At 72.9% G+C, this 19,707-nt stretch carries 21 protein-coding genes, 1 rRNA gene and 1 riboswitch; of the genes, 10 read left to right on the plus strand and 12 right to left on the minus strand.

The features are described 5' to 3' along the window. Nucleotides 1-52: 52 nt before the first annotated feature. Entirely contained in the window at nucleotides 53-1,159 is a 1,107-nt protein-coding gene (locus ACFT2C_RS18060; protein WP_377208451.1) for a M20 family metallopeptidase, read from the minus strand. A 41-nt stretch (nucleotides 1,160-1,200) separates the two neighbouring features. After that, nucleotides 1,201-1,554, minus strand: a complete 354-nt coding sequence (locus ACFT2C_RS18065) for a DoxX family protein (protein ID WP_377208452.1) — start codon at nucleotides 1,552-1,554, stop codon at nucleotides 1,201-1,203. Nucleotides 1,555-1,679: 125 nt separating this feature from the next. On the opposite strand from ACFT2C_RS18065, the gene ACFT2C_RS18070 reads away from it, so the two are divergent. Next, complete coding sequence (locus ACFT2C_RS18070) at nucleotides 1,680-2,090, plus strand: winged helix-turn-helix transcriptional regulator (RefSeq protein ID WP_377208453.1); 411 nt, start codon at nucleotides 1,680-1,682, stop codon at nucleotides 2,088-2,090. A 77-nt stretch (nucleotides 2,091-2,167) separates the two neighbouring features. On the opposite strand, the gene ACFT2C_RS18075 is transcribed toward ACFT2C_RS18070, so the two are convergent. From ACFT2C_RS18075 to ACFT2C_RS18090, 4 genes are all read right to left on the minus strand, one after another. Further along, on the minus strand, nucleotides 2,168-4,009 hold the full coding sequence (locus ACFT2C_RS18075) for a CocE/NonD family hydrolase (protein WP_377208454.1): 1,842 nt from the start codon (nucleotides 4,007-4,009) through the stop codon (nucleotides 2,168-2,170). A gap of 158 nt (nucleotides 4,010-4,167) precedes the next feature. Then, on the minus strand, nucleotides 4,168-4,896 hold the full coding sequence (locus ACFT2C_RS18080) for an ABC transporter ATP-binding protein (protein WP_377208455.1): 729 nt from the start codon (nucleotides 4,894-4,896) through the stop codon (nucleotides 4,168-4,170). After that, nucleotides 4,896-6,602, minus strand: a complete 1,707-nt coding sequence (locus ACFT2C_RS18085) for an ABC transporter permease (RefSeq protein WP_377208456.1) — start codon at nucleotides 6,600-6,602, stop codon at nucleotides 4,896-4,898. Before ACFT2C_RS18085 ends, ACFT2C_RS18080 begins: the two co-directional genes overlap by 1 nt. Next, on the minus strand, nucleotides 6,578-7,675 hold the full coding sequence (locus ACFT2C_RS18090) for a thiamine ABC transporter substrate binding subunit (protein WP_377208457.1): 1,098 nt from the start codon (nucleotides 7,673-7,675) through the stop codon (nucleotides 6,578-6,580). The genes ACFT2C_RS18085 and ACFT2C_RS18090 overlap by 25 nt, the downstream gene beginning before the upstream one ends. Then, nucleotides 7,670-7,775: riboswitch (TPP riboswitch) on the minus strand. (Overlaps the previous gene by 6 nt.) A gap of 37 nt (nucleotides 7,776-7,812) precedes the next feature. On the opposite strand from ACFT2C_RS18090, the gene ACFT2C_RS18095 reads away from it, so the two are divergent. Continuing rightward, entirely contained in the window at nucleotides 7,813-8,094 is a 282-nt protein-coding gene (locus ACFT2C_RS18095) for a DUF4235 domain-containing protein (protein WP_377208458.1), read from the plus strand. Nucleotides 8,095-8,192: 98 nt separating this feature from the next. Here the strand turns inward: ACFT2C_RS18095 and ACFT2C_RS18100 are convergent, their stop codons facing one another. Then, entirely contained in the window at nucleotides 8,193-8,969 is a 777-nt protein-coding gene (locus ACFT2C_RS18100; RefSeq protein ID WP_377208459.1) for a PAS and ANTAR domain-containing protein, read from the minus strand. Nucleotides 8,970-9,190: 221 nt separating this feature from the next. Between ACFT2C_RS18100 and ACFT2C_RS18105 the strand changes: the two genes are divergently transcribed. The 4 genes from ACFT2C_RS18105 (at nucleotide 9,191) to ACFT2C_RS18120 (ending at nucleotide 12,529) form a co-directional block, all read left to right on the plus strand. Beyond that, on the plus strand, nucleotides 9,191-10,615 hold the full coding sequence (locus ACFT2C_RS18105; protein ID WP_377208460.1) for an FAD-dependent oxidoreductase: 1,425 nt from the start codon (nucleotides 9,191-9,193) through the stop codon (nucleotides 10,613-10,615). Between the two features lie 137 nt (nucleotides 10,616-10,752). Beyond that, on the plus strand, nucleotides 10,753-11,826 hold the full coding sequence (locus ACFT2C_RS18110) for a glycosyltransferase family 9 protein (protein ID WP_377208461.1): 1,074 nt from the start codon (nucleotides 10,753-10,755) through the stop codon (nucleotides 11,824-11,826). Then, nucleotides 11,823-12,293: a cyclic pyranopterin monophosphate synthase MoaC gene (gene moaC, locus ACFT2C_RS18115; RefSeq protein WP_377208462.1), complete on the plus strand. Its 471-nt coding sequence runs from the start codon at nucleotides 11,823-11,825 to the stop codon at nucleotides 12,291-12,293. The genes ACFT2C_RS18110 and moaC overlap by 4 nt, the downstream gene beginning before the upstream one ends. Beyond that, a complete protein-coding gene (locus ACFT2C_RS18120) occupies nucleotides 12,290-12,529 on the plus strand; it encodes a MoaD/ThiS family protein (protein WP_377208463.1) in 240 nt (79 codons plus the stop codon). The genes moaC and ACFT2C_RS18120 overlap by 4 nt, the downstream gene beginning before the upstream one ends. Nucleotides 12,530-12,566: 37 nt before the next feature. Here the strand turns inward: ACFT2C_RS18120 and ACFT2C_RS18125 are convergent, their stop codons facing one another. The 3 genes from ACFT2C_RS18125 to ACFT2C_RS18135 all read right to left on the minus strand — a co-directional run bounded on the left by ACFT2C_RS18125 (nucleotide 12,567) and on the right by ACFT2C_RS18135 (nucleotide 14,636). Then, nucleotides 12,567-13,085, minus strand: a complete 519-nt coding sequence (locus ACFT2C_RS18125; protein WP_377208464.1) for a molybdenum cofactor biosynthesis protein B — start codon at nucleotides 13,083-13,085, stop codon at nucleotides 12,567-12,569. After that, entirely contained in the window at nucleotides 13,082-14,017 is a 936-nt protein-coding gene (locus tag ACFT2C_RS18130; RefSeq protein WP_377208465.1) for a sulfite exporter TauE/SafE family protein, read from the minus strand. The genes ACFT2C_RS18125 and ACFT2C_RS18130 overlap by 4 nt, the downstream gene beginning before the upstream one ends. A 160-nt stretch (nucleotides 14,018-14,177) precedes the next feature. Continuing rightward, nucleotides 14,178-14,636 carry an RrF2 family transcriptional regulator gene (locus ACFT2C_RS18135; protein ID WP_377208466.1) on the minus strand — a complete coding sequence of 153 codons (459 nt, stop codon included), beginning with the start codon at nucleotides 14,634-14,636 and terminating at the stop codon, nucleotides 14,178-14,180. Between the two features lie 124 nt (nucleotides 14,637-14,760). Between ACFT2C_RS18135 and ACFT2C_RS18140 the strand changes: the two genes are divergently transcribed. From ACFT2C_RS18140 to ACFT2C_RS18155, 4 genes are read left to right on the plus strand one after another with little or no spacing between them, the layout of a single operon-like run. Then, the gene (locus tag ACFT2C_RS18140; RefSeq protein ID WP_377208467.1) at nucleotides 14,761-15,171 is read left to right on the plus strand and encodes a molybdopterin-binding protein; all 411 of its coding nucleotides are present in this window, start codon (nucleotides 14,761-14,763) and stop codon (nucleotides 15,169-15,171) included. Beyond that, complete coding sequence (modA, locus tag ACFT2C_RS18145; protein ID WP_377208468.1) at nucleotides 15,168-15,953, plus strand: molybdate ABC transporter substrate-binding protein; 786 nt, start codon at nucleotides 15,168-15,170, stop codon at nucleotides 15,951-15,953. Before ACFT2C_RS18140 ends, modA begins: the two co-directional genes overlap by 4 nt. Beyond that, on the plus strand, nucleotides 15,950-16,717 hold the full coding sequence (locus tag ACFT2C_RS18150) for an ABC transporter permease (protein ID WP_377208469.1): 768 nt from the start codon (nucleotides 15,950-15,952) through the stop codon (nucleotides 16,715-16,717). Before modA ends, ACFT2C_RS18150 begins: the two co-directional genes overlap by 4 nt. Then, the gene (locus tag ACFT2C_RS18155; RefSeq protein WP_377208470.1) at nucleotides 16,714-17,790 is read left to right on the plus strand and encodes a sulfate/molybdate ABC transporter ATP-binding protein; all 1,077 of its coding nucleotides are present in this window, start codon (nucleotides 16,714-16,716) and stop codon (nucleotides 17,788-17,790) included. Before ACFT2C_RS18150 ends, ACFT2C_RS18155 begins: the two co-directional genes overlap by 4 nt. Nucleotides 17,791-17,836: 46 nt before the next feature. Here ACFT2C_RS18155 and ACFT2C_RS18160 read toward each other — a convergent pair whose 3' ends face one another. Then, nucleotides 17,837-19,096: an AGE family epimerase/isomerase gene (locus ACFT2C_RS18160; RefSeq protein ID WP_377208471.1), complete on the minus strand. Its 1,260-nt coding sequence runs from the start codon at nucleotides 19,094-19,096 to the stop codon at nucleotides 17,837-17,839. A gap of 273 nt (nucleotides 19,097-19,369) precedes the next feature. Next, nucleotides 19,370-19,486: ribosomal RNA gene (gene rrf / locus ACFT2C_RS18165) — 5S ribosomal RNA — on the minus strand. Between the last annotated feature and the right edge of the window lie 221 nt (nucleotides 19,487-19,707).

Raw genomic sequence — 19,707 nt, forward strand, 5'->3', positions numbered from 1 at the left:
GCTATTTGTCGACTCGCCACGCGAAAGTCCGCAAATAGCCAGCACTCAACGGTCAGGGGGTTGGGGTGAGGGTCAGTAGGAGCGCGCGCAGGAGTGCTGTGCGGTCGGCGATGCGGTCGACGAGGACGTGCTCGTCGTCAGCGTGCGCGCCGCCGCCCACGGCGCCCAGGCCGTCGAGCGTGGGCGTGCCGACCCCCGCGGTGAAGTTGCCGTCGGACGCCCCGCCCACCGCCACGCCGGTCAGCGCCGGCAGCCCGGCCGCCCCGGCGAGGCGCGACGCGCGGGCGAACAGGTCGGCGGACAGCGCGGCCTCCAGCGGCGGCCGGTTGATCCCGCCCTCGATCTCGAGCGCGGCGTCGGGCAGCACGGGTGCCAGCGCGCGCAGCGCGGCGTCGACCCGCTCCTGCTCGGCGACCGTCCGCGCGCGGACGTCCACAGCTATCCACGCGTCGGACGGGACCGTGTTCCGCGTCGTGCCGGAAGCCGCGGCCGTGGGCGTCACCGTGGTCCCGAGGGCCGGGTCGCCCAGGGCGGCGACGGCCAGCACCTGGTGCGCCAGCTCGATCGACGCGTTCACGCCCTTCTCCGGCTCCAGCCCGGCGTGCGCGGCGCGGCCCTTCACCAGCACCCGGTAGATGGAGGTGCCCTTGCGCTCCAGCTTGAGCGCGCCGCCGTCGGCCGACGCCTCCAGCACGAGCGCGGCCTCCGCCCCGCGCGCCTCGTCCTCGATGAGCGTCCGGGACGACGGCGAGCCCAGCTCCTCGTCCCCCGTCACCAGGAGGGTGACGCCGGTCCGGTCGTCGAGGGACCCCAGCACGTGCAGCGCCATGGCCAGGCCGGTCTTCATGTCGAAGCTGCCGGGGCCACGCAGCACGCCGTCGGCGATGCCGAACGGGTGCGTCAGGAGCGAGCCGAGGGGCCACACCGTGTCGTGGTGCGCCAGGACGAGCACCCGCGTGGGGCCGCCGAGTCGCCACCGCAGGTGGATCCCGAGCCGCTCGGGCTCGGCGCCCAGCCGCTCGGTGCCGAGCCGGGCCACCAGGTCGGCGGACCGGGCCAGGGCGACCGGGTCCGACGACGGCGACTCGCACTCGACCAGCGTCCGCAGGTCCTCGATCAGGGCGTCGACGTCGGGGGCGGGAGTCTCGTGGAAAGCCATGCCCGCACGGTAGCCGCCGGCCGGCGTCCGCGTCAGCCGCGTCAGAGCGAGAGGAGGCGCAGCACCAGAGCCGCCGCCGAGACGAGCATCAGCACCACGACCGGGACCATGCCCGCCCAGTCCTTCGCGCGGGCATGCGTGATGACGGCGCCGATGAAGTAGAGGACGAAGCAGCCGGTGGCGGCGATGCCGATCGGCGCCCACCAGATCCCGACGACGGTGCCGGCGGCGCCGGCGACCAGCAGCGTGCCGAGCACCGGGATGAGCCGCTGGGGCACACCCAGCTTGGTGGTGAGCGGCTCGACCACCTGCGGGTTGCCCGTCAGCTTGCCGAAGCCGCTGAACGCGGTGGCCAGGGCGAGCAGGGCGGAGACGACGACAGAAGCAATGAACACGGGTCCTCCGAGGACGACGGCCGGACGTACCCGGCGAGAGCAGGCGCCCCGGTCGGGCGCCTCGTGCATCGTCCGGCACTGCGCGGGACTTGCCAAGGGTCGGGTTAGCAACTCACTATTAGTAAGTGACTTCCGCGACGACCCGTCCTCCCGCCCGCGCCCGAAGCATCCTCCCGAGCCCCACGCAGCCCGCACCCGCGAACGCTCCCGCCGAGCCGGACGAGTGCGACCTCTTCCAGCGCGTCGTCGAGCGCGCCGGGCGACGCTGGTCGGGCGCCATCCTCTTCGCCGCCGTCGCGGGGGCGCGGCGCTTCGTCGAGTACCGCCGCGCCGTCCGCGGCATCTCCGACCGGGTCCTGACCCAGCGCCTGCGCGAGCTCGAGCAGCAGGGGCTGATGGCGCGCGAGGTGGTGCCGACCATGCCCGTGCAGATCCTGTACACGCCGACGCCGGCCGGCGCCGACCTGATCAAGGCGCTGGGCCCCTTGGCCGAGTGGGGTGGCAAGCACCGCGAAGTCCTCGAGGCCCCCGAGTAGGTCTCCTCGTTGTGGGCGTGATCGTTGCGCCTCAAACGGACAGGTAGTCGCAACGATCACGCCCACAACAAGCAGGGTCAGGGGGTGAGGTCGAAGGTTCCCCTGTCCACGCCCGTGAGCGTGGTCGTGTTCCCGGCGAGGTAGCGCGCGAGGTACGGCGCGGGCTCGCCGGGGGTGGCGGCGTCGCCTGCCGGGTCCTGCAGGTCGAGCGAGAGCCGGGCGCCGGTCACGGTGATCCGGTTGCCGGAGGGCTCGGCCAGCCAGCCGCCCGACTCGATGGTCCCGATCTGCACGCCGAGCTGGTGCCCCTCGGCGAGGGTCCAGTCGGCCGACTTCAGGTCGAACGCCACGTCCCCACGCCGCTCGATGAGCGCCACGTTCTCGTCGAACATGGTCGCCGTGCCGTCCGGCGCGACGTCCCACAGCCGCACCATCACCTCACCGGCCGCGCTCGCCTTCAGCGTGACCGACGGCGTCCCCGTGACCCGCACGTCCGAGGCCACCGGCCGGGAGTACGTCAGGTACGACGACGACGCGCCCGCCGCGAACGACCGGCTCCGCGTCGCGATCCGCGGAGCGACCGTCGGGGCGTGCTCCATGTCCCAGCCGTCGACCTGCGCCGTGGTCAGCCCGGTCGCCGCGAGCGACGCCGCCCCGCCGTCGTCCACGTAGATGCCCTTGCGGAGCTTCGCCACCGTCGATCCGTCGGCCTCGGGCCAGGTGTCCTGCGCGCGCCAGGCGCCGCTGCTGTCCTGGATCGCGTACGCCGGGTCCTCGACGCCGGGCGTCTCGCCCTTGAGGAACTCGTCGTAGAACCGCATCACCTCGTCGAAGTAGCCCTCGCGCCCCATGGCGAGGCGGCCGTCCGAGACGACGTCGTTGCCCCGCACGTGGTCCCACGGGCCGAGCCAGCCGCGCTCCACGCCCGCATGGTTGTCGAGGTAGACCTCCATGTCCTCGGGCTTGGTGTTGGGCTCGATGAAGCCCTGGGTCACGAAGAGCGGGGTGTCCGTGCCGGCGGCGTCGTCGGCCAGGTTGCGCGCGTCCCAGTACTCCGACCCGAGGTCGGGCTCGTTCGCGTCCGCCAGGTTGTCCGACAGGCACTCCGGGTGCTGGTCCTCGTAGCGGGCGTTCGCGGCGTAGTGCGCGTCGTCGCCGTCCATGGGCGCCATCGTGGCGATGCTGTTGTACGCCTCGGGCGTGCCGGTCACGTTGGGCCGCGCGACCTCGTTGCTCCACAGGTAGTTGTACATGTTCCACAGCGGCTCCTGGGCGACCACCGCCTTGAGCGGCTCCAGGCCCAGGTTGTTGCCCGCCAGACCAGTGACGGCGTCGTACGACTTGCCGTACATGCCGACGTCGCCCGTGGACCACTCCTGGCTCGCCGACCACTCGATCGCCGCGCCGATGTCGGCCTGCTCGCCCGGCCCCACCCAGTCGAGGCAGCCGGTGCTGCCGCCGAACCCGCGGATGTCGACCATCACGAACGTGTACTCGTTCGCCATGAGATCGGCGCCGTCGACGAAGTCCCGGAACCGAGCGGACGGGCCGACGACGTCCCAGCCCTCCGGCCCGGTCGCGCCGGCGTGCGCGAAGTACGGCCCGACCGACAGGATCACCGGCGTCCGCGCGTCCGCGGCGAGGTGGGCGGGCCGCAGGATGTCGGCGTGCAGCTCCACGCCGCCCGACGACGGGAAGTACGCCTCGGTCCACGCCGCGCCCTCCGGCACGCGCTCGTTCTCGTCGTGGGTGACGGGGTCGTCGGAGGTCGCCGCCGTCTGGCCGACAGCGGCTCCGCCCGGGCCGGCGCCCGTGGCGGGCGCTCCGCTCGCGGCGGGTGCGGCGCTCGCGGCCAGCATGAGCGTGGCCGCTGCGGCGACCGCGGGCGCAGTCCTGCTGAGTCTCGTACGAAATCTCATCGGGCGTCCTCCCCCAGGGGACCCAGGTCCGATATGCCTGGGTTTACCCGAGAGGTTAGAGAACATTCACCCGCAATGCCCGCAATTGGGCGAGAGTTGATCCGGGCGTAACACCCGCCCAGGGCAGAGCGGCGCGCAGTGCTGTCTCGGCGAGTGGCTCAGCCGCGCAGGCCCAGGAACTCCGCCACCTGGTCCGACGCCGGGGCGGCTCGCAGCTCGTCCGGCGCGGCTACCTGGAGCAACCGCCCGCGGTCCATCACGCCGACCCGGTCGGCCACGGCGGCCGCCTCGGCGTGGTCGTGCGTGACGAAGACCGCCGTCGTGCCGGTCTCGACCAGTGCCGCACGCACCTCGCCCGCTAGCCGCTCGCGGAGCTGCCGGTCGAGGGCCGACAGCGGCTCGTCGAGCAGCAGCAGGCGCGGTCGCGGCGCCAGGGCCCGCGCGAGGGCCACCCGCTGCTGCTCCCCACCCGACAGCGTGGGCACGGCCCGCTGCTCGTAGCCGGCAAGCCCCACCAGGCCGAGCAGCGCGGTCACGCGGGCATCGCGTTCCGCCCGGGACAAGTCCTGCGTCTCCAGCCCGTAGGCCACGTTCCGCCGCACGTCCCGGTGCGGGAAGAGCTGACCCTCCTGGAACATCAGCCCGAACCGGCGCTTGTGCACCGGCAGCCCGGCCAGGTCGGCGCCGTCGTACAGCACGTGCCCGCCCGCCAGCGGCTCCAGCCCGGCCACGGCCCGCAGCAGGCTGGACTTGCCGCAGCCGCTCGGCCCGAGCAGCGCCACCACCTCGCCGGGGTCGACGTCCAGCGACACCCCGTCCACCGCCGTCGTACCGCCGTACCGGACCGAGACGTCCCGGACCTCCAGCCCGGCCTCCAGCCCCGCCATCAGAACTCCCCTCCGGCGCGCTCGTCGCGCAGTCGCTCCGCCACCATCATGACCGTCGCGGTCAGCGCGGCGAGCACCACCGACGCCGCGAGCGCCATCCCGTAGTTCTCAGCGCCGGGCCGCCCGATGAGGCGGTAGATCACGACGGGCAGCGTCGCGCCGTCGGGCCGCGCGAGGAACGACGTGGCGCCGAACTCGCCGAGCGACACCGCGAACGCGAACCCGGTGGCCAGCCCGACCGACCGCAGGGCGATCGGGAGGTCCACGGTCCGCAGCACGCGGCCGGGGCCGGAGCCGAGCACCGCGGCGACCTCGCGCAGCCGGGGGTCGATCGCCCGCAGCACCGGCAGCACGGTGCGGACGACGAGCGGCACGGCGACGACGGCCTGCGCCACCGGCACGAGCAGCCCGGACGTGCGCAGGTCCAGGCCGAGCACGGGCTGGTCCATGGTGATGAGGAACCCGAAGCCGACGGTCACGGCGGACACGCCGAGCGGGAGCATGAACAGCCCGTCCAGGGTGCCGACGGCGCGGCGCGCCCCCACGGACCGCGGCCGGCGGGACACGACGAGCGCCACGAGCCCGCCCACGACCAGCGAGAGCACCGTCGCGACCAGGGCGATGCGCAGCGAGGTGGCAGTGGCCTCCCACACGGTCACCACGAGTGCGTTCCGCTCGCCGGTGGTCCCGAGGGCCACGTAGTTGCCCGGGCCCCAGGACCCGTCGGGCTCCCGGAGGGACCGGGCGACCAGCCCGGCGAGCGGCAGCAGCATGAGCCCGACGACGATCGCCGCCCCCGCCAGCGCGACCGCCACGTCCGCGGGCGAGCGCCAGGACAGCGGCCGGGCCGCGCCCCGCGAGGACACGAGCCGCAGCGCAGCCTCCCGCCGCCGGCGCGCCCGCGCGGACGCCGCGAGGGTCGCCGAGATGACGAGGAGCTGCAGGATCGACAGCACCGACGCGGACCGCAGGTCCAGGAACTGGGTGGTGCGGGTCCAGATCTCGGTCTCGATGGTCCCGTACCGCACCCCGCCGAGCACCAGCACCACTCCGAAGGCGGTAGCGCAGAACAGGAACACCACCGAGGCCGCCGACGCCACGGCGGGCGCCAGGGACGGCAGGGTCACCGTCCGGAACACCCGCGCGGGGCTCGCGCCGAGGGATGCGGCGGCCTGCTCGGTGCGCGGGTCGAGCCGCTCCCACAGCCCGCCGACCGTCCGCACCACCACTGACACGTTGAAGAAGACGAGCGCGACGACGATCCCGGCCAGCGACTCCTCCAGCCCGAGGAACCCGAGCGTGCCGCCCGGGGCGAACAAGGCGCGGAACGCGACGCCGACCACCACGGCGGGCAGCACGAACGGCACGGTCACGAGCCCGCGCACCAGGGTGCGTCCGGGGAACGAACGCCGGTACAGGAGATAGGCGAGCGGCAGGCCGAGGAGCACCGAGAACGCGGTGCCGAGCACTGCCTGGGTCAGCGTGAGCCCGACGAACCGCCACGTACGCGGGCGGGACAGCACCTCGGTGAAGCCGGTGAGGTCCAGCACGCCGTCGGGCACGAAACCGCGTGCCACGAGCGCGGCCACGGGCCAGGCGAAGAAGACCGCGAGGAAGCCGAGGGGGACGGCGACCGCCGTCCCCCAGAGCAGCGCAGCGGGCTTCAGGCCCAGCGGCCGCCTCAGCCGACTACGGTCTCGGTCCACCGCTCGATCCACTCGTCGCGGTGCTCGCTCACGTCGGCGGGCTCCACCTCGAACGGCGCGTCGGCCTGGGGCGCGAACTTCTGCCAGTCCTTCGGGAGCTGCACCGAGGAGTCGGCCGGGTACATGTACATCGACTCCGGCAGCGCGGCCTGGACGTCCTGGGTGAGCAGGAAGTCCACCAGCTCCTGCGCGCCCTCGGGGTTGTCGGCGCCGGCCAGGACGCCCGCGTACTCGACCTGCCGGAAGCACGTCTCCAGCAGGGCGCTCGTGGTCGACGTGGAGCCGTCCTCGCTCACCGTGAACGCCGGCGACGTCGCGTACGACAGCGCGAGCGGCCGCTTGCCGCCCTCCCCGGCGCCCGAGAAGTCCACGTAGTACGCGTCCTCCCAGGAGTCGGCGACCTTCACGCCGTTGTCCACGAGCGAGGCCCAGTAGTCCTCGAAGCCGTCCTCGCCGAACGCCCCGATGGTCGCCAGCAGGAAGGCGAGCCCGGGGGACGACGTCGCCGGGTTGGTCACCACGAGCAGGTCCCGGTACTTCGGGTCGGCCAGGTCCTCCAGGGTCTTCGGCACCTCCAGGCCGGACTTCTCGAACCAGGCCTCGTCCGCGTTCACGCACACGTCGCCCTGGTCGATCTGGGTGAGCGCCCCGCCGACCTGCTCGACGCCGTCGGGCAGGTCGGCGGGCGTGTACGCCTCGACCACTCCCGCCTCCAGCGCACGGGAGGCGAACGTGTTGTCGATGCCGAACACGGCGTCGCCGAGCGGGGCGTCCTTGGTCAGGACGAGCTGGTTCACCAGGGTTCCGGCGTCGCCCGCGGCGCTGACCTCGACGGTCATGCCGGACTGCTTCTCGAACCGGTCGATCAGCTTGTCGTCGAGCGCCCAGGAGTCGTGGGTCACCAGCGTCACGGTGCCCGACGCCGACGGGTCTCCCCCGCCGGTCTCGGAGCCACCGGACCCCGGGCCGCCGGAACAACCGGCGACCAGCAGTGCGACGGCTGCCGCCGCGGCGACCGCTCCGACCGTCCCGGTGTGCACGGTGCCCCTGTGGGCACCCGAAAGACGCAACATCGTGCCTCGACTTCCTCCGCCGGTGTGACCCGGATCAGGTTCAAGGGTCTGCGGTTGTCCGCACTCTCAGCGCCCGTGGGGCGCTCCCCTGTCGTGTCCAACCAGACTACTGGCCCGTCGGGGGCTACGGTGTGGAGGTGGCCCAGATTGAGACGGAACAGACACTCGCCGAGAAGGTCGGCACTCTCGCCCTGACGCTCGCGGCCGGCTGGGTCGCGCAAAAGGCGGTCGGCATGATCTGGAAGGGCGTGACGGGTAACGACGCGCCCAACAAGCCGGACGACCCAGAGCTGGACCTGGTGCAGGCCACCGTGTTCGCGGCGGTCGCCGCCGGCACGGCGGTGCTCGCCAAGCGCCTGGCGGCCAAGGGCGCGCACAAGGCCGCCCGGGGGCTTGCCGCCCGCCGATCGGCGCGCTGACGACACTCGGCACACCACGCCGTCCGACGCACTGGCCCCCCGGCCCCCGAGCGGGCTCGACCCGCGGCCGACCCAACCCGAGCCCACCTCAGCCAGCCTCAGCCCGCGAGCTTGCGCGGCCGCCGGGTCAGCAGCGGGTCGTGGCCCCGCGGCCGGCCCACGGGCTCGATGCCGTCGAGCGCGCGCGTCAGCGCGGCCTGCGTGACGCCCTGCTTCCCGCTCTCGGCGCGCAGCCTGGTCATGACCTGGTCGGCCGCCAGCCGCAGCGGTACGCCCGCCTTGCTAGCGGCGTCGAGCAGCAGGTGGCCGGCGGTCTCGTCGTCCACGCCGCGGACCGCGACGATGACGCCCTTGGCCTGCTCGATCACCGCCTGGCTGACGAAGGCCCTGGTGACCACGCCGTCCGACCGGCGGGTCAGCGCCTCCTTCTCGACCGGCGTGACGTCGATGACGTACCCGGCCAGCTCGGGCGGCCGGTCCTCGCTGCCGCGCCAGCCCTGGCCGATGACGACCAGCGAGCGCGTACGGCCCTTCCGGTCGACGATCCGGTGCGCGCAGGCGAACGGCCTGCCGAACCGCAGCGCCTCGGCGGCGGCACGGACCATGCGGCCGCGATCGTCAGGGTGCTTCCGCGAGCACAGCGCTTCGAGGCCCGGTTCGACCTCGTGCCGCTTCCAGCCGTGCATGGTGTAGACCTCGTCCGACCACCACCAGGTCCCCGAGCCGAGCTCGACGCGATAGCGGCCGACGAGCAGGTTGGTCCCCAGGCCGAGAGCCTGTGCCAGGTCTCCCACCGAGACGTTCGGTGGCGGTGTCGCGGTGTCGCCTCCGGCGCCGTCCACGAGAGCGAGCCTGGGCTGCTTGAAAGGGGGCATGTATCCCTCCCAGATCCGATGCGGACCGGGAGCCGCTTCATGACTCCGCGCTCTCGATTGTAGAGCGACTCGCCCGGGTAGGGGAGCCCCTTTCCTCCTCCGAGTTGTCCGGCTCCGAGTTGTCCGGTGACTCCCCGGGCTGTCCGGTGCGAGCGGCGCGGCCTCGTGCCAGCCTGAAGGAGCCCGGCGCAGGGACCGAACACCGGCACAGGAGGTGCACCGTGAGCGAGAGCCCCCACGACGCGACGACGGATCCCGGCGACGCCGGCATCGGCACCCAAGGGATCCTGGCCCCCGGCCCGCTGCGCACCGACGTGGCGGTGGTCGGCGCGGGGCTCACCGGCGTCGTCACCGCCCAGCTCCTCGCCGAAGGCGGCGCGAACGTCGTGGTGCTCGACGCAGGGACCGCCCGCATGACCACCACGGCCCGCTCGACCGGCAAGCTCTCGGTGCTCCAGGGCACCCGGCTCGCGCGCATCGCCCGGCACGGCGACGACGTGGTGCGCGACTACCTCGCGGCCGGCTTCGCGGGGCTCGGGTGGCTGCGCCGCACCCTGGAGGACCTGAACGTGCCGGTCGAGAGCCGCGACGACCTGACCGTGGCGACCACCCCCGAGCAGGTGGCCGACGTCGACGCCGTGCTCGCGACCTGCGCCCGGCAGGGGCTCGCCGCGCAGTGGGAGGAGGACCCGCCGTATCCCGCGCGGACGCTCGGTGCAGTGCGCCTGCCCGGCCAGGCCCAGGTCGACCCGCTGCGCATGCTCTCGGCGCTCCGTGCCCGCCTGCGCTCGCGCGGCGTCCCGGTGCACGACGGCGTCCGGGTCCGGCAGGTGCACCGGCTGGGGACCGGCGTCGCGCTGCGCACCACCCGCGGCACCGTGCTCGCCGACCGCGTCGTGCTGGCCACCGCCGTCCCGCCCGGGCGGCAGGGCGGCCTGATCCTCCGGCTGGAGGCGGGCCGCAGCCTGCTCACCACGCGGGAGGTGCCCGACCCCGGCGCGCTGCCGCCGGGGTTCGCCGAGACGATGTCGATCACCGCCGGGCCGCCCATACGTTCGCTCCGCATGGCCGACGGGCTGCTCATGGTGGGCGGCGAGGGCTTCGTCGTCGGCCGGGAGCGCGACCCCGCTCGCCGGCTGGCCGTGCTCGACGAGTGGACCCGCGGGCATCTCCCGGTGGGCCCGTCCCGGCACGCGTGGGCGGCTCAGGACTACACCAGCGATACCGGGCTGCCGTTCGTCGGGCCCGCCGTCCCGCGCGACGAGCGGGTGCTCGTCGCCACGGGCTACGGCAAGTGGGGCCTCACCAGCGGGGCCGCGGCCGGGCTGGCGCTCGCCGGCCGCATCCTCGGCGAACCCGTGGAGTGGGGCCCGGCGCTCGAGCCGTGGGCCCGGCCGCCCGTACCGAGCAGCCACACCGCCGCCACCTTCGCCCAGCAGACCAAGGGCTGGGCCTGCGCGGTGGGCCGCCCGTCGGGACAGCGGCCCGGCGTCACGCGGGTGTCCCGGATCTGCCCCCACTTCGGCGGCGTCGTGCGCTGGAACGACGAGGAGCAGTCCTGGGACTGCCCGGTGCACGGGTCCCGTTTCGACCCGGACGGCGCCCTGCTCGAGGGCCCAGCTACGAAGGGCCTCGCACCACGTTGACCTGCGCGGACGGCGCGACCAGCGCGGACGCGACGAGGCCGTCGAGAGTCGGTTGGAGATGCGAGTGGTTCTCCGGCCGGTGAGTGTTGAAGAACCGGAAGAAGCCCGTTGACGCCCCTCCGTGGAGGTCACCTGCCATGTCCCTCAGCCGCCCGGTCCGGGTGCTCGCGGTTCGGCTGGACAGCGACGGTGCCGTGCTGCTGACCGGGCCTGCCGTGCGTGCCCTGGCCGCGACGTACGACCAGGTGGACCTCCTGGTCTCCGCCTCGGGCCTGCAGGCAGCGGACCTGCTGCCCGGGGTGACCGAGGTCCTCCGGTTCGACGCGCCGTGGTGTGGCGCGAAGCCGCCCCGGGTCTCGCCCGAGGCCCTGCTCGACCTCGTGGCCGACCTGGTCGCGCGCCGCTACCAGCTCGCGGTGATCTTCACGTCCTCCGGCCAGTCGCCGCTCCCGATGGCGCTCCTGGCCCGCCTGGCCGGGGTGCGCCATATCGTCGCGGCGACCGAGGATCACCCCGGCTCGCTGCTGGACGTGCGACACCACCGCCCGCCGGGGCTGCACGAGGTCGAGGCCTGCCTCGACCTCGCCGATCAGGCCGGAGCGCGCCTGCCGGTGGACGACGACGGGCTGCTCGCCGTCCGCCGTCCGCTGCCCGCCGTGCCGCGCACCGCGGAGCACGCCCTGGGGGCCGGGGGCACCGGGGTGCGGCGCTCCGTCGTCGTGCACCCGGGGGCCTCCGTGCCCGCCCGGGCGCCGCTCCCGGAGGATGCCCGGGCCATCGCCGGGCACCTCGCGCGCGACGGCTGGGACGTGCTCGTGACCGGTTCCGCCGCCGAGCGCGAGCTCACCGCCTACGTGGCGGGCGGCCACGCCACCGATCTGGGCGGGCACACGACCCTGGCCCAGCTCGCCGCCGTCCTGGAGTCGGCGGCGTGCGTGGTGGTCGGGAACACCGGGCCCGCGCACCTGGCCGCGGCCGTCAGCACGCCGGTGGTCAGCCTGTTCGCCCCGGTCGTGCCCGCGGACCGGTGGGTGCCGTACGGGGTGCCCCGGCTTGTCCTCGGCGACCAGGGAGCCGCGTGCCGCGCAACGGGGGCGAGCACGTGTCCCCTGCCGGGCCATCCGTGCCTGGGGTCCGTCACGCCGGACCAGGTCTCAGACGCCGTCGCGCGCCTCGCGCACCTGCCGGCCCATGACACCCTGGTCCCGTGAGCTTCACGCATCTGGACGACCGTGGCCAGGCCCGCATGGTCGACGTCACCGCCAAGCAGCCGACCATCCGCTCCGCGACGGCCTCGGGCACGGTCCGCTGCGGCCCCGCCGTCGTGCGGGCGCTGCGCGACGGCGCGGTGCCCAAGGGCGACGTGCTGGCGGTGGCCCGCATCGCGGGCATCGCCGCGGCCAAGAAGACGCCCGAGCTGCTGCCGCTGGCGCACGTGATCGGCGTGCACGGCGCGGCGGTGGACCTCGAGGTGACCGACGACGGCGTCTCGATCACGGCGACCGTCCGCACCGCCGACCGCACGGGCGTCGAGATGGAGGCCCTCACGGCCGTGGCCGTCGCGGGCCTGGCCGTGGTCGACATGGTCAAGGGCCTGGACAAGTCCGTGACGCTGGCGGACGTGCGGCTGGAGCGCAAGACCGGTGGCAAGTCCGGCGACTGGGTGCGCGCGGAATGATCACAGTCCGCTACTTCGCCGGTGCCCGCGAGGCCGCCGGTCTCACCACCGAACAGCTCGCCGGCCCGACGTCGGTCGGCGCCCTCCGCGGGACCCTCGCGACCGCGCACCCGGCCCTGGCCGCCGTTCTCCCGAAGTGCGCCTTGCTGATAGCGGGCGCCCGCGCGCCGTCGGACGAGGCGACAATCCCGGACACCGCAACGGTGGACGTCCTCCCCCCCTTCGCGGGCGGCTGACCCCGCTCCGCCGAGGCCGACCTACCTCACCCTGGTTCTACGTCGGCGTGGCGGGGGGCGGGTGGTCGCCGCCCTCGAGCTGGGAGCGGACGTGCGCCCAGAGGGTGAGCACCACCTGGAGCCCGTCGCGGACCCCACCGGACGATCCCGGCAGGTTCACGACGAGCGAGCGCGTCCCGCCCGCGCCACGGGCCACTCCGGCCAGCCCCCGGGAGAGCGCGGCAGTGGGCACACCCGCCGCGATGCCCTGCTGGCGGACCGACTCCGCGATCCCCGGGATCTCGTAGTCGAGCACCTCGCGCGTGCCCTCGGGGGTGAGGTCACGTGGCGTGATCCCCGTGCCGCCGGTGGTGATCACGAGCCGCGCGCCGTCGTCGAGCGCGGTCCGCAGCGCGGTCCGGACCTCCTCGACGCCGTCAGGCACCAGGTAGGTGCTCACGTCGGTGAGGCCGGCCTGTTCCAGGAGCGACACCGCCGTCGGGCCGGACCGATCCTCGGCCTCGCCGCGTGCACAACGGTCGGAGACGGTGATCACCGCTACCCGGTCGGACGTCATACCGACACGCTATCGGCCTCCGGCTCCTGGGGCTTGACGTCCGACTCCTGCGGCTGCGCGGCCTTGACGGCCTTATCCCGGCGGTACGCGCGCACGGACCAGGCCACCGCGGCGACCCAGCCGATCCAGATCACCACGTACACGGCGGTCTTCACGCCGTCGCCGGCGGCCATCCAGTCGCTGTTCAGCAGCGTCCGCGTGTTCGTGAGGACGATGACGCCGCCCACGAGCGAGCCGAGGACACGCGGCGGCACGAGCCGCACGAGCCAGGCGGCGATCGGCGCGGCGATCAGGCCACCGATGAGCAGGGCCAGCACCCAATAGAGGTCGATGCCCTCGCCGCTGAGGCCGACGAAGAATCCGGCGCTCGCCGCGATCGCCACGAAGAACTCGCTGGTGTCGATCGAGCCGATCACCTTGCGCGGCTCCAAGCGGCCGCTCGCCAGGATCGCGGGCGTGCCCACGGGGCCCCAGCCGCCACCGCCGGTGGCGTCCATGAAGCCGGCCACCAGGCCGAGCGGGGTGAGGAACCGGCGGCGCAGCGGCTTGTCCGAGCGCGCCGGCAGGCCCTGCACCGTGAAGCGCAGCAGCACGTAGAGGCCCAGCCCCAGCAGGATCAGCGACATCACCGGCGCTGCGATCTCGGTCGAGAGCGAGGACAGGAACGTGGCACCGGCGAACGCGCCGATCGCACCGGGGATGCCGATGCGGGCAACGACCTTCCAGTCCACGTTGCCGAAGCGCCAGTGCGAGGCGCCCGAGGCCAGCGTGGTGCCGATCTCGGCGAGGTGCACAGTGGCCGACGCCGCGGCGGGGTTGGTGCCGATGGCCAGCAGCAGCGTCGTGGAGGTGACGCCATAGGCCATGCCCAGACTGCCATCCACCAGCTGCGCGCCGAGGCCGACGAGCGCGAGCAGGATCAGGGTTCTCATGGTCGATGACCTTCCAGGTCCGGGGGTTACGGCACGGGCCACTCGAAAGTGGCCCCCATGCAGGGTAACCAACTAGCCCGGTCGGAAACAACAATCATCTCAGTCATCGGATAAGTGCGCATGCAAAGTTCGACCGGCGCCCCTCCGGCTCATGAGCTTCTTACGTGTTGGACCAGGCCGACTCGCCCTGCGTCAGCGCCCGGATGTCGGCCGGCAGCGTCCCCGCCACCAGGTCGGCCAGCGACACGGCCTCCAGCACCGCGCGCACGTTGGCGCGCAGCGCCACCCACACGTGCAGCAGGGGCGCGGCCGGTCCCTGGAACTCCAGGTCGGACGGCCGGTTCCCGCGGACGAAGACCAGCGGCCCGTCCACGGCGCGCACCACGTCGGCGATGGTGATCGTCTCGGCCGCCCGTGCCAGCCGGTATCCGCCACCCGCCCCGCGGTGGCTCGTGACGAGCCCGTCGCGGCGCAGATCGCTCAGGATCCCCTCCAGGAAGCGGTGGGGGATGTCCTGCGCCCGGGCCAGTGCCTCGGCGCGGACAGGTCCGTCCTGGTCGGCGGCCGCGAGCTCGGCGGCTGCCCGGACGGCGTAGTCGGCTCGTGCGGAGATCCTCATGAACCCATTGTCTCCCGTACGCCGTCCACAGTGCGCCGGGACGGACTCGGCGCCGGGTGAGCTGCCGCGATCCAGGACGAACGAGGCTATCTGAAGTCGCGAACACGGTGCTACCGTCCATTCCGTGCCGCACATGAGGATTCGAGAGGCCGCCGCCTATCTCGGCGTGAGCGACGACACGGTGCGTCGGTGGATCGACCGCGGACTGCTCAGCGCCCAGGCGGACGAGTCCGGCCGGATGGTGGTGGACGGTTACGCGGTAGCCATGGTGGCGCGCGAGCACGCCGCCCCACCCAGCCTGCCTCCGGGCCTGCGCAGCTCGGCACGCAATCGCTTCGTCGGCCTGGTCACCGACATCCGGACGGACCCGGTGATGGCGCAGGTCGAGCTCCAGTGCGGCCCGTTCCGAGTCGTCTCCCTGATGAGCAGCGAAGCCGTCCGCGACCTCGGGCTGGAACCAGGTTCCGTGGCAGTCGCGGTCATCAAGTCGACGAACGTCGTGATCGAGACCGAGGACCGGAAGGGTTCCGCATGAACGCGTACGCGCGGATCGCGGCCCTGACGACGGCGGGCGTCCTCGCGGCGTGCGCACTGACGGCCTGCGGTGGGCCCGACGGCGGCAACGCCGAGGGCGCGACGTCGGACCGGACGCTCACGGTCTACGCGGCCGCGTCGCTCACGAGCGCGTTCGAGCAGATCGCTGCGGACTTCGAGGCGGCGCACGAGGGGGTCGACGTCGAGCTCTCCTTCGCCGGTTCCTCGGACCTCGTCGCCCAGATCCAGCAGGGCGCCCCCGCGGACGTGTTCGCCTCGGCGGACACCACGAACATGGACAAGCTCGTCGCCGACGACCTCGTGACCGGGTCCCCCACCGACTTCGCGTCGAACACGCTGACGATCGCGGTGCCGCCGGACAATCCCGCGGGGGTGACATCGCTGGCGGACCTGGCCGCGGACGACCTGAACCTGGTGGTGTGCGCACCGGAGGTGCCGTGCGGCGCCGCGACCGAACGCGTCGAGGCCGCGGCAGGGCTCACCTTCTCACCGGTCAGCGAGGAACAGAGCGTCACCGACGTGCTCAACAAGGTGATCACGGGTGAGGCCGACGCCGGCCTTGTCTACGTCACGGACGTTCGTGGCGCCGGCGACCGGGTCGAGGGCATCGATTTCCCCGAGTCGGACGACGCGATCAACGTCTACCCCGTCTCGGCCCTGAGGGACAGCGCACAGCCGGAGCTCGCCCAGGAGTTCGTCGAGGCGGTCCTGGGCCCGGAGGGACAGCGGGTGCTGGCCGACGCCGGTTTCGCGGGCCCATGATCCCGCGATGGGTCGGCGCCGTCGCGGCGGTGGGGGCGCTCCTGGTGGTCCTCCCGCTCGCGGCGCTGACGGCGCGCGTGGACTGGACGAACTTCTGGGCCCTGATCAGCAGCGAGTCGTCGGTCGCGGCGTTGCTCCTGAGTCTGCGCACCTCCGCGACGAGCACGCTGGTGTGCCTGGTCGTCGGCATACCGCTGGCGCTGGTCCTGGCCCGCGCTCGCTTCGCCGGGCTCGACCTGCTGCGTTCACTGGTACTGATCCCGCTCGTCCTGCCGCCCGTGGTCGGCGGGATCGCGCTCCTGTACACCTTCGGGCGGCGGGGCCTGCTCGGTGAGACGCTGGAGATGGCTGGGATCCAGATCGCGTTCTCCACCGTCGCCGTCGTCCTGGCGCAGACCTTCGTCGCCCTGCCGTTCCTCGTGATCAGCCTGGAGGGCGCCCTGCGCACGGCCGGGACGCGGTACGACACAGTGGCCGCGACCCTGGGTGCCCGGCCCACCACGGTCCTGTTCCGGGTGACGCTGCCGCTCGTGTGGCCGGGCCTGGTGTCCGGCACGGTGCTGTCGTTCGCCCGCTGCCTGGGCGAGTTCGGGGCAACCATCACCTTCGCCGGCAGCCTGGAGGGCGTGACGCGCACGCTTCCGTTGGAGATCTACCTGCAGCGAGAGACCGACGCCGACGCGGCGGTCGCGTTGTCGCTTGTGCTCGTCTCGGTGGCCGTGCTCGTGATCGGCTTCACCCGACGTCACCGGGGCGCACTGTGAGTCTCAGCCTCTCCGCGAGCCTCCCGGACCGCGACGTCCAGGTCGACCTCGAGGTCGCCGACGGCGAGACGGTCGCCCTGCTCGGCCCGAACGGCGCGGGCAAGTCCACCCTCCTGGCCGTGGCGGCAGGGCTGCTGCGTCCGCACGACGGCCGGGTCTCGCTCGGCGGCCGCACGCTCACCCACGTCGAGGCCGGCCGCACCCGCGCCTGGGTGCCGCCGCACGCGCGGCAGGTCGCTCTGCTGGCGCAGGACCCCTTGCTGTTCCCGCACCTCTCGGTGCGGCACAACATCGCGTTCGGGCCTCGGGCCCGTGGTGCCTCGCGCGGGGATGCCGCCGTGGACGCCGACCGCTGGCTGGCCCGGATCGGCCTGTCCGACCTCGGAGAACGTCGGCCGTCAGCCATCTCCGGCGGGCAGGCACAACGTGTGGCGGTGGCCCGCGCGCTGGCGGCGAAGCCGCGTCTCCTGCTGCTGGACGAGCCGATGGCCGCCCTCGACGTCGACGTCACCCCGGCGCTGCGGCACCTGCTGCGCGAGGTCCTCGGTGAGCAGACGGTGGTCATCGCCACGCACGACGTGCTCGATGCGCTCCTGCTCGCTGATCGGGTGGCAGTGCTCGACGGCGGCCGCGTCGTCGAGCTCGGCCCCACCCGCGAGGTTCTCGCCAGGCCACGGAGCGCGTTCGCTGCCCGGATCGCCGGCCTGAACATCATTGCGGGCACCTGGGCCGTCCGCGGGATCCGTACCCCGACCGGTGACGTGGTACAGGGACGGCTGCACGACGATGGCGGGGGTACGGACCGCGTCGAACCCGCCGCCGGGGACCCGATGGTCGCCGCGTTCCGCCCCTCGACGGTGTCGGTCTTTCCCCAGCGCGCAGCCGGCTCCCCGCGCAACTGCTGGCCGGCGACGGTGACCGCCCTCGAACCCCACGGCGACCTGGTCCGGGTCAGGGCAGGCCAGCTCTGTGCGGACATCACACCCCAGGCGGCGATCGACCTCATGGTCACGCCGGGTGACACGGTCTGGTTCACGGTCAAGGCGACCGAGGTCGACCTGTACCCGGCGTGATACGCGGTTCGCGAGCGTCGTCCACGTCCCGAGGTGGCGCCGTGTGTCAGGCCAGGATCTGGCCCGCCCGCTGTGCCGAGGCGGCGAACGAGCCCGTCAGTGGCAGCTCCGACAGGATCACCGCCTGGGCAGCGTGATAGACGTCGGGCTTGCCGACCCAGGTGCGGCCCGACGGGCGGTTCTCGGTGTCGAGCTCGTGGTGCCAGGAACCGCGCTCGGCGTCGACGAGGTGCTCCCGGATCCAACCCCACCATTCGCGCTCGAGCTCGGCGTAGCGCGCGTCGCCGGTGACCCGCCCCAGCACCTGTGCGGTGGCGACGGCCTCGGCTGCCACCCAGTGGAAACGGCGCGGCTCGACCGGCGTGCCCTGCCAGTCGGTGGTGTAGACGAAGCCGCCCCCGCGCTCGGCGTCCCACCCGTCCTCGACAGCCTGGTCGAAGAGCGCGGTGGCAGCCTCGGTGCGGCGGCCGGGTGTGCCGGCTTCAGCGTCGATCTGCAGCAGCAGCCGGGCCCATTCGAGACCGTGCCCCGGGGTCGCGCCGTACGGCTTGAACGGGTCGTGCGGCCGGTCCGCGTTGTACTCGAGGAGCGGGTTCCACGCGGCGTCGAAGTGTTCGGGGATCCGCCAGCCGTTCGACTTCGCCCAGCGCACCACCCGGTCACCGATCGCGGCAGCTCGCTGGAGCCAGAGGCCGTCCCCGGTCGCGGCATGCGCCGCGAGCAGCGCCTCGACGGAGTGCATGTTCGCGTTCACCCCCCGGTAGTCCGACGTCGCTGACCAGTCCCGCGACCGCTCGTCCAGGTGCAGCTTCTGCTCCGGCTCCCAGAACCGCGCGTCGAGCACGGCGAGGGCCCGGGTGAGCAGCTCCGACGCACCGGCGATGCCTGCTACCTTGCCCGTCGACGCGGCAAGCACCACGAACGCGTGCGCGTAGGCCTGCTTCGTCCCCACGAGGTCATCGCCCTCACCGCGGGAAGCGAGCCATCCGCCGAACTCCGGATCCGCCAGGACATTCTGAAGACCGCTGATAGCTCGCGCGGCGTACTCGTCCGCGCCGCTCACTCCCAGCAGATGCCCGACCGCGAAGATGTGCGCCATCCGCGACGTGATCCACGTCTCCACGGGATGCATCCGGTCAGGGCGCCCGTCGTCGTCGAGCCAGCAGGCCGCTCCGTCCTCACGGATCGAACCCTCGGCGAAACGCAGCAACGAGACGAAATGCTCCCTGCGCCACGCGGAGTCGGTAGTGCCTGCGGGCTGAGTGCTGGTGGAGCCCGCGCCGCTGCGGGTCGAATCTGCGTTCACACACGCCACGATAGCCGCGGCCGCTGTATGGGCGACAAGTTGCCCACGACGGCTGCCGGCTCGTCCGGGCCGTTCGGCGCCGGCCCAGCAGGCTATTCCGCGACAGCCCAGCGCTCGAGCCCAAGACTGGAGGTGGTTTCGGGCCTCATCACTGGGCTGCCGGGGGGGGAGGCCTATTCACGTGTGAAACCAGACAGGAAATGCAACAAGGGGTGGAACCAAGCACCCGACCCATGGGTCGCGTACTGGTTCCACCCCCTGCTGGGAATGGTTGTCCGGCGGCGTCCTACTCTCCCACCCCGTCTCCAGGGCAGTACCATCGGCGCTGTAGGGCTGAGCTTCCGGGTTCGGAATGGGACCGGGCGTTTCCCCTACGCTAAGACCACCGTAACACTATCGAGAACGGCAACCCCTGCCACACTCACCGCGTAAAACCCGCAAGGGTTCACGTGGGTGTGGGGGGTGGTGCCCGTGACTCGGGAACCGCATAGTGGACGCGTAACAACCATGAAACTTTTATTAGCAGTAATGGTGTGTTGTGAAGTTGTTGGCAGTTAGTACCGGTCAGCTCCGACAGTCTTCAGTCCTGTCTTCCACATCCGGCCTATCAA

It is taken from the genome of Promicromonospora sp. NPDC057138, assembly GCF_042670845.1.
Lineage (GTDB): Bacteria > Actinomycetota > Actinomycetes > Actinomycetales > Cellulomonadaceae > Promicromonospora.

Excerpts from the sequence above, each read along its gene's own strand:
- ACFT2C_RS18060 (WP_377208451.1), bottom strand. The coding sequence starts at position 1,159 with ATGGCTTTCCACGAGACTCCCGCCCCCGACGTCGACGCCCTGATCGAG.
- ACFT2C_RS18075 (WP_377208454.1), bottom strand. The coding sequence starts at position 4,009 with ATGAGATTTCGTACGAGACTCAGCAGGACTGCGCCCGCGGTCGCCGCA.
- ACFT2C_RS18080 (WP_377208455.1), bottom strand. The coding sequence starts at position 4,896 with ATGGCGGGGCTGGAGGCCGGGCTGGAGGTCCGGGACGTCTCGGTCCGG.
- ACFT2C_RS18090 (WP_377208457.1), bottom strand. The coding sequence starts at position 7,675 with ATGTTGCGTCTTTCGGGTGCCCACAGGGGCACCGTGCACACCGGGACG.
- ACFT2C_RS18100 (WP_377208459.1), bottom strand. The coding sequence starts at position 8,969 with ATGCCCCCTTTCAAGCAGCCCAGGCTCGCTCTCGTGGACGGCGCCGGA.
- ACFT2C_RS18110 (WP_377208461.1), top strand. The coding sequence starts at position 10,753 with ATGTCCCTCAGCCGCCCGGTCCGGGTGCTCGCGGTTCGGCTGGACAGC.
- ACFT2C_RS18120 (WP_377208463.1), top strand. The coding sequence starts at position 12,290 with ATGATCACAGTCCGCTACTTCGCCGGTGCCCGCGAGGCCGCCGGTCTC.
- ACFT2C_RS18125 (WP_377208464.1), bottom strand. The coding sequence starts at position 13,085 with ATGACGTCCGACCGGGTAGCGGTGATCACCGTCTCCGACCGTTGTGCA.
- ACFT2C_RS18130 (WP_377208465.1), bottom strand. The coding sequence starts at position 14,017 with ATGAGAACCCTGATCCTGCTCGCGCTCGTCGGCCTCGGCGCGCAGCTG.
- ACFT2C_RS18135 (WP_377208466.1), bottom strand. The coding sequence starts at position 14,636 with ATGAGGATCTCCGCACGAGCCGACTACGCCGTCCGGGCAGCCGCCGAG.
- modA (WP_377208468.1), top strand. The coding sequence starts at position 15,168 with ATGAACGCGTACGCGCGGATCGCGGCCCTGACGACGGCGGGCGTCCTC.
- ACFT2C_RS18150 (WP_377208469.1), top strand. The coding sequence starts at position 15,950 with ATGATCCCGCGATGGGTCGGCGCCGTCGCGGCGGTGGGGGCGCTCCTG.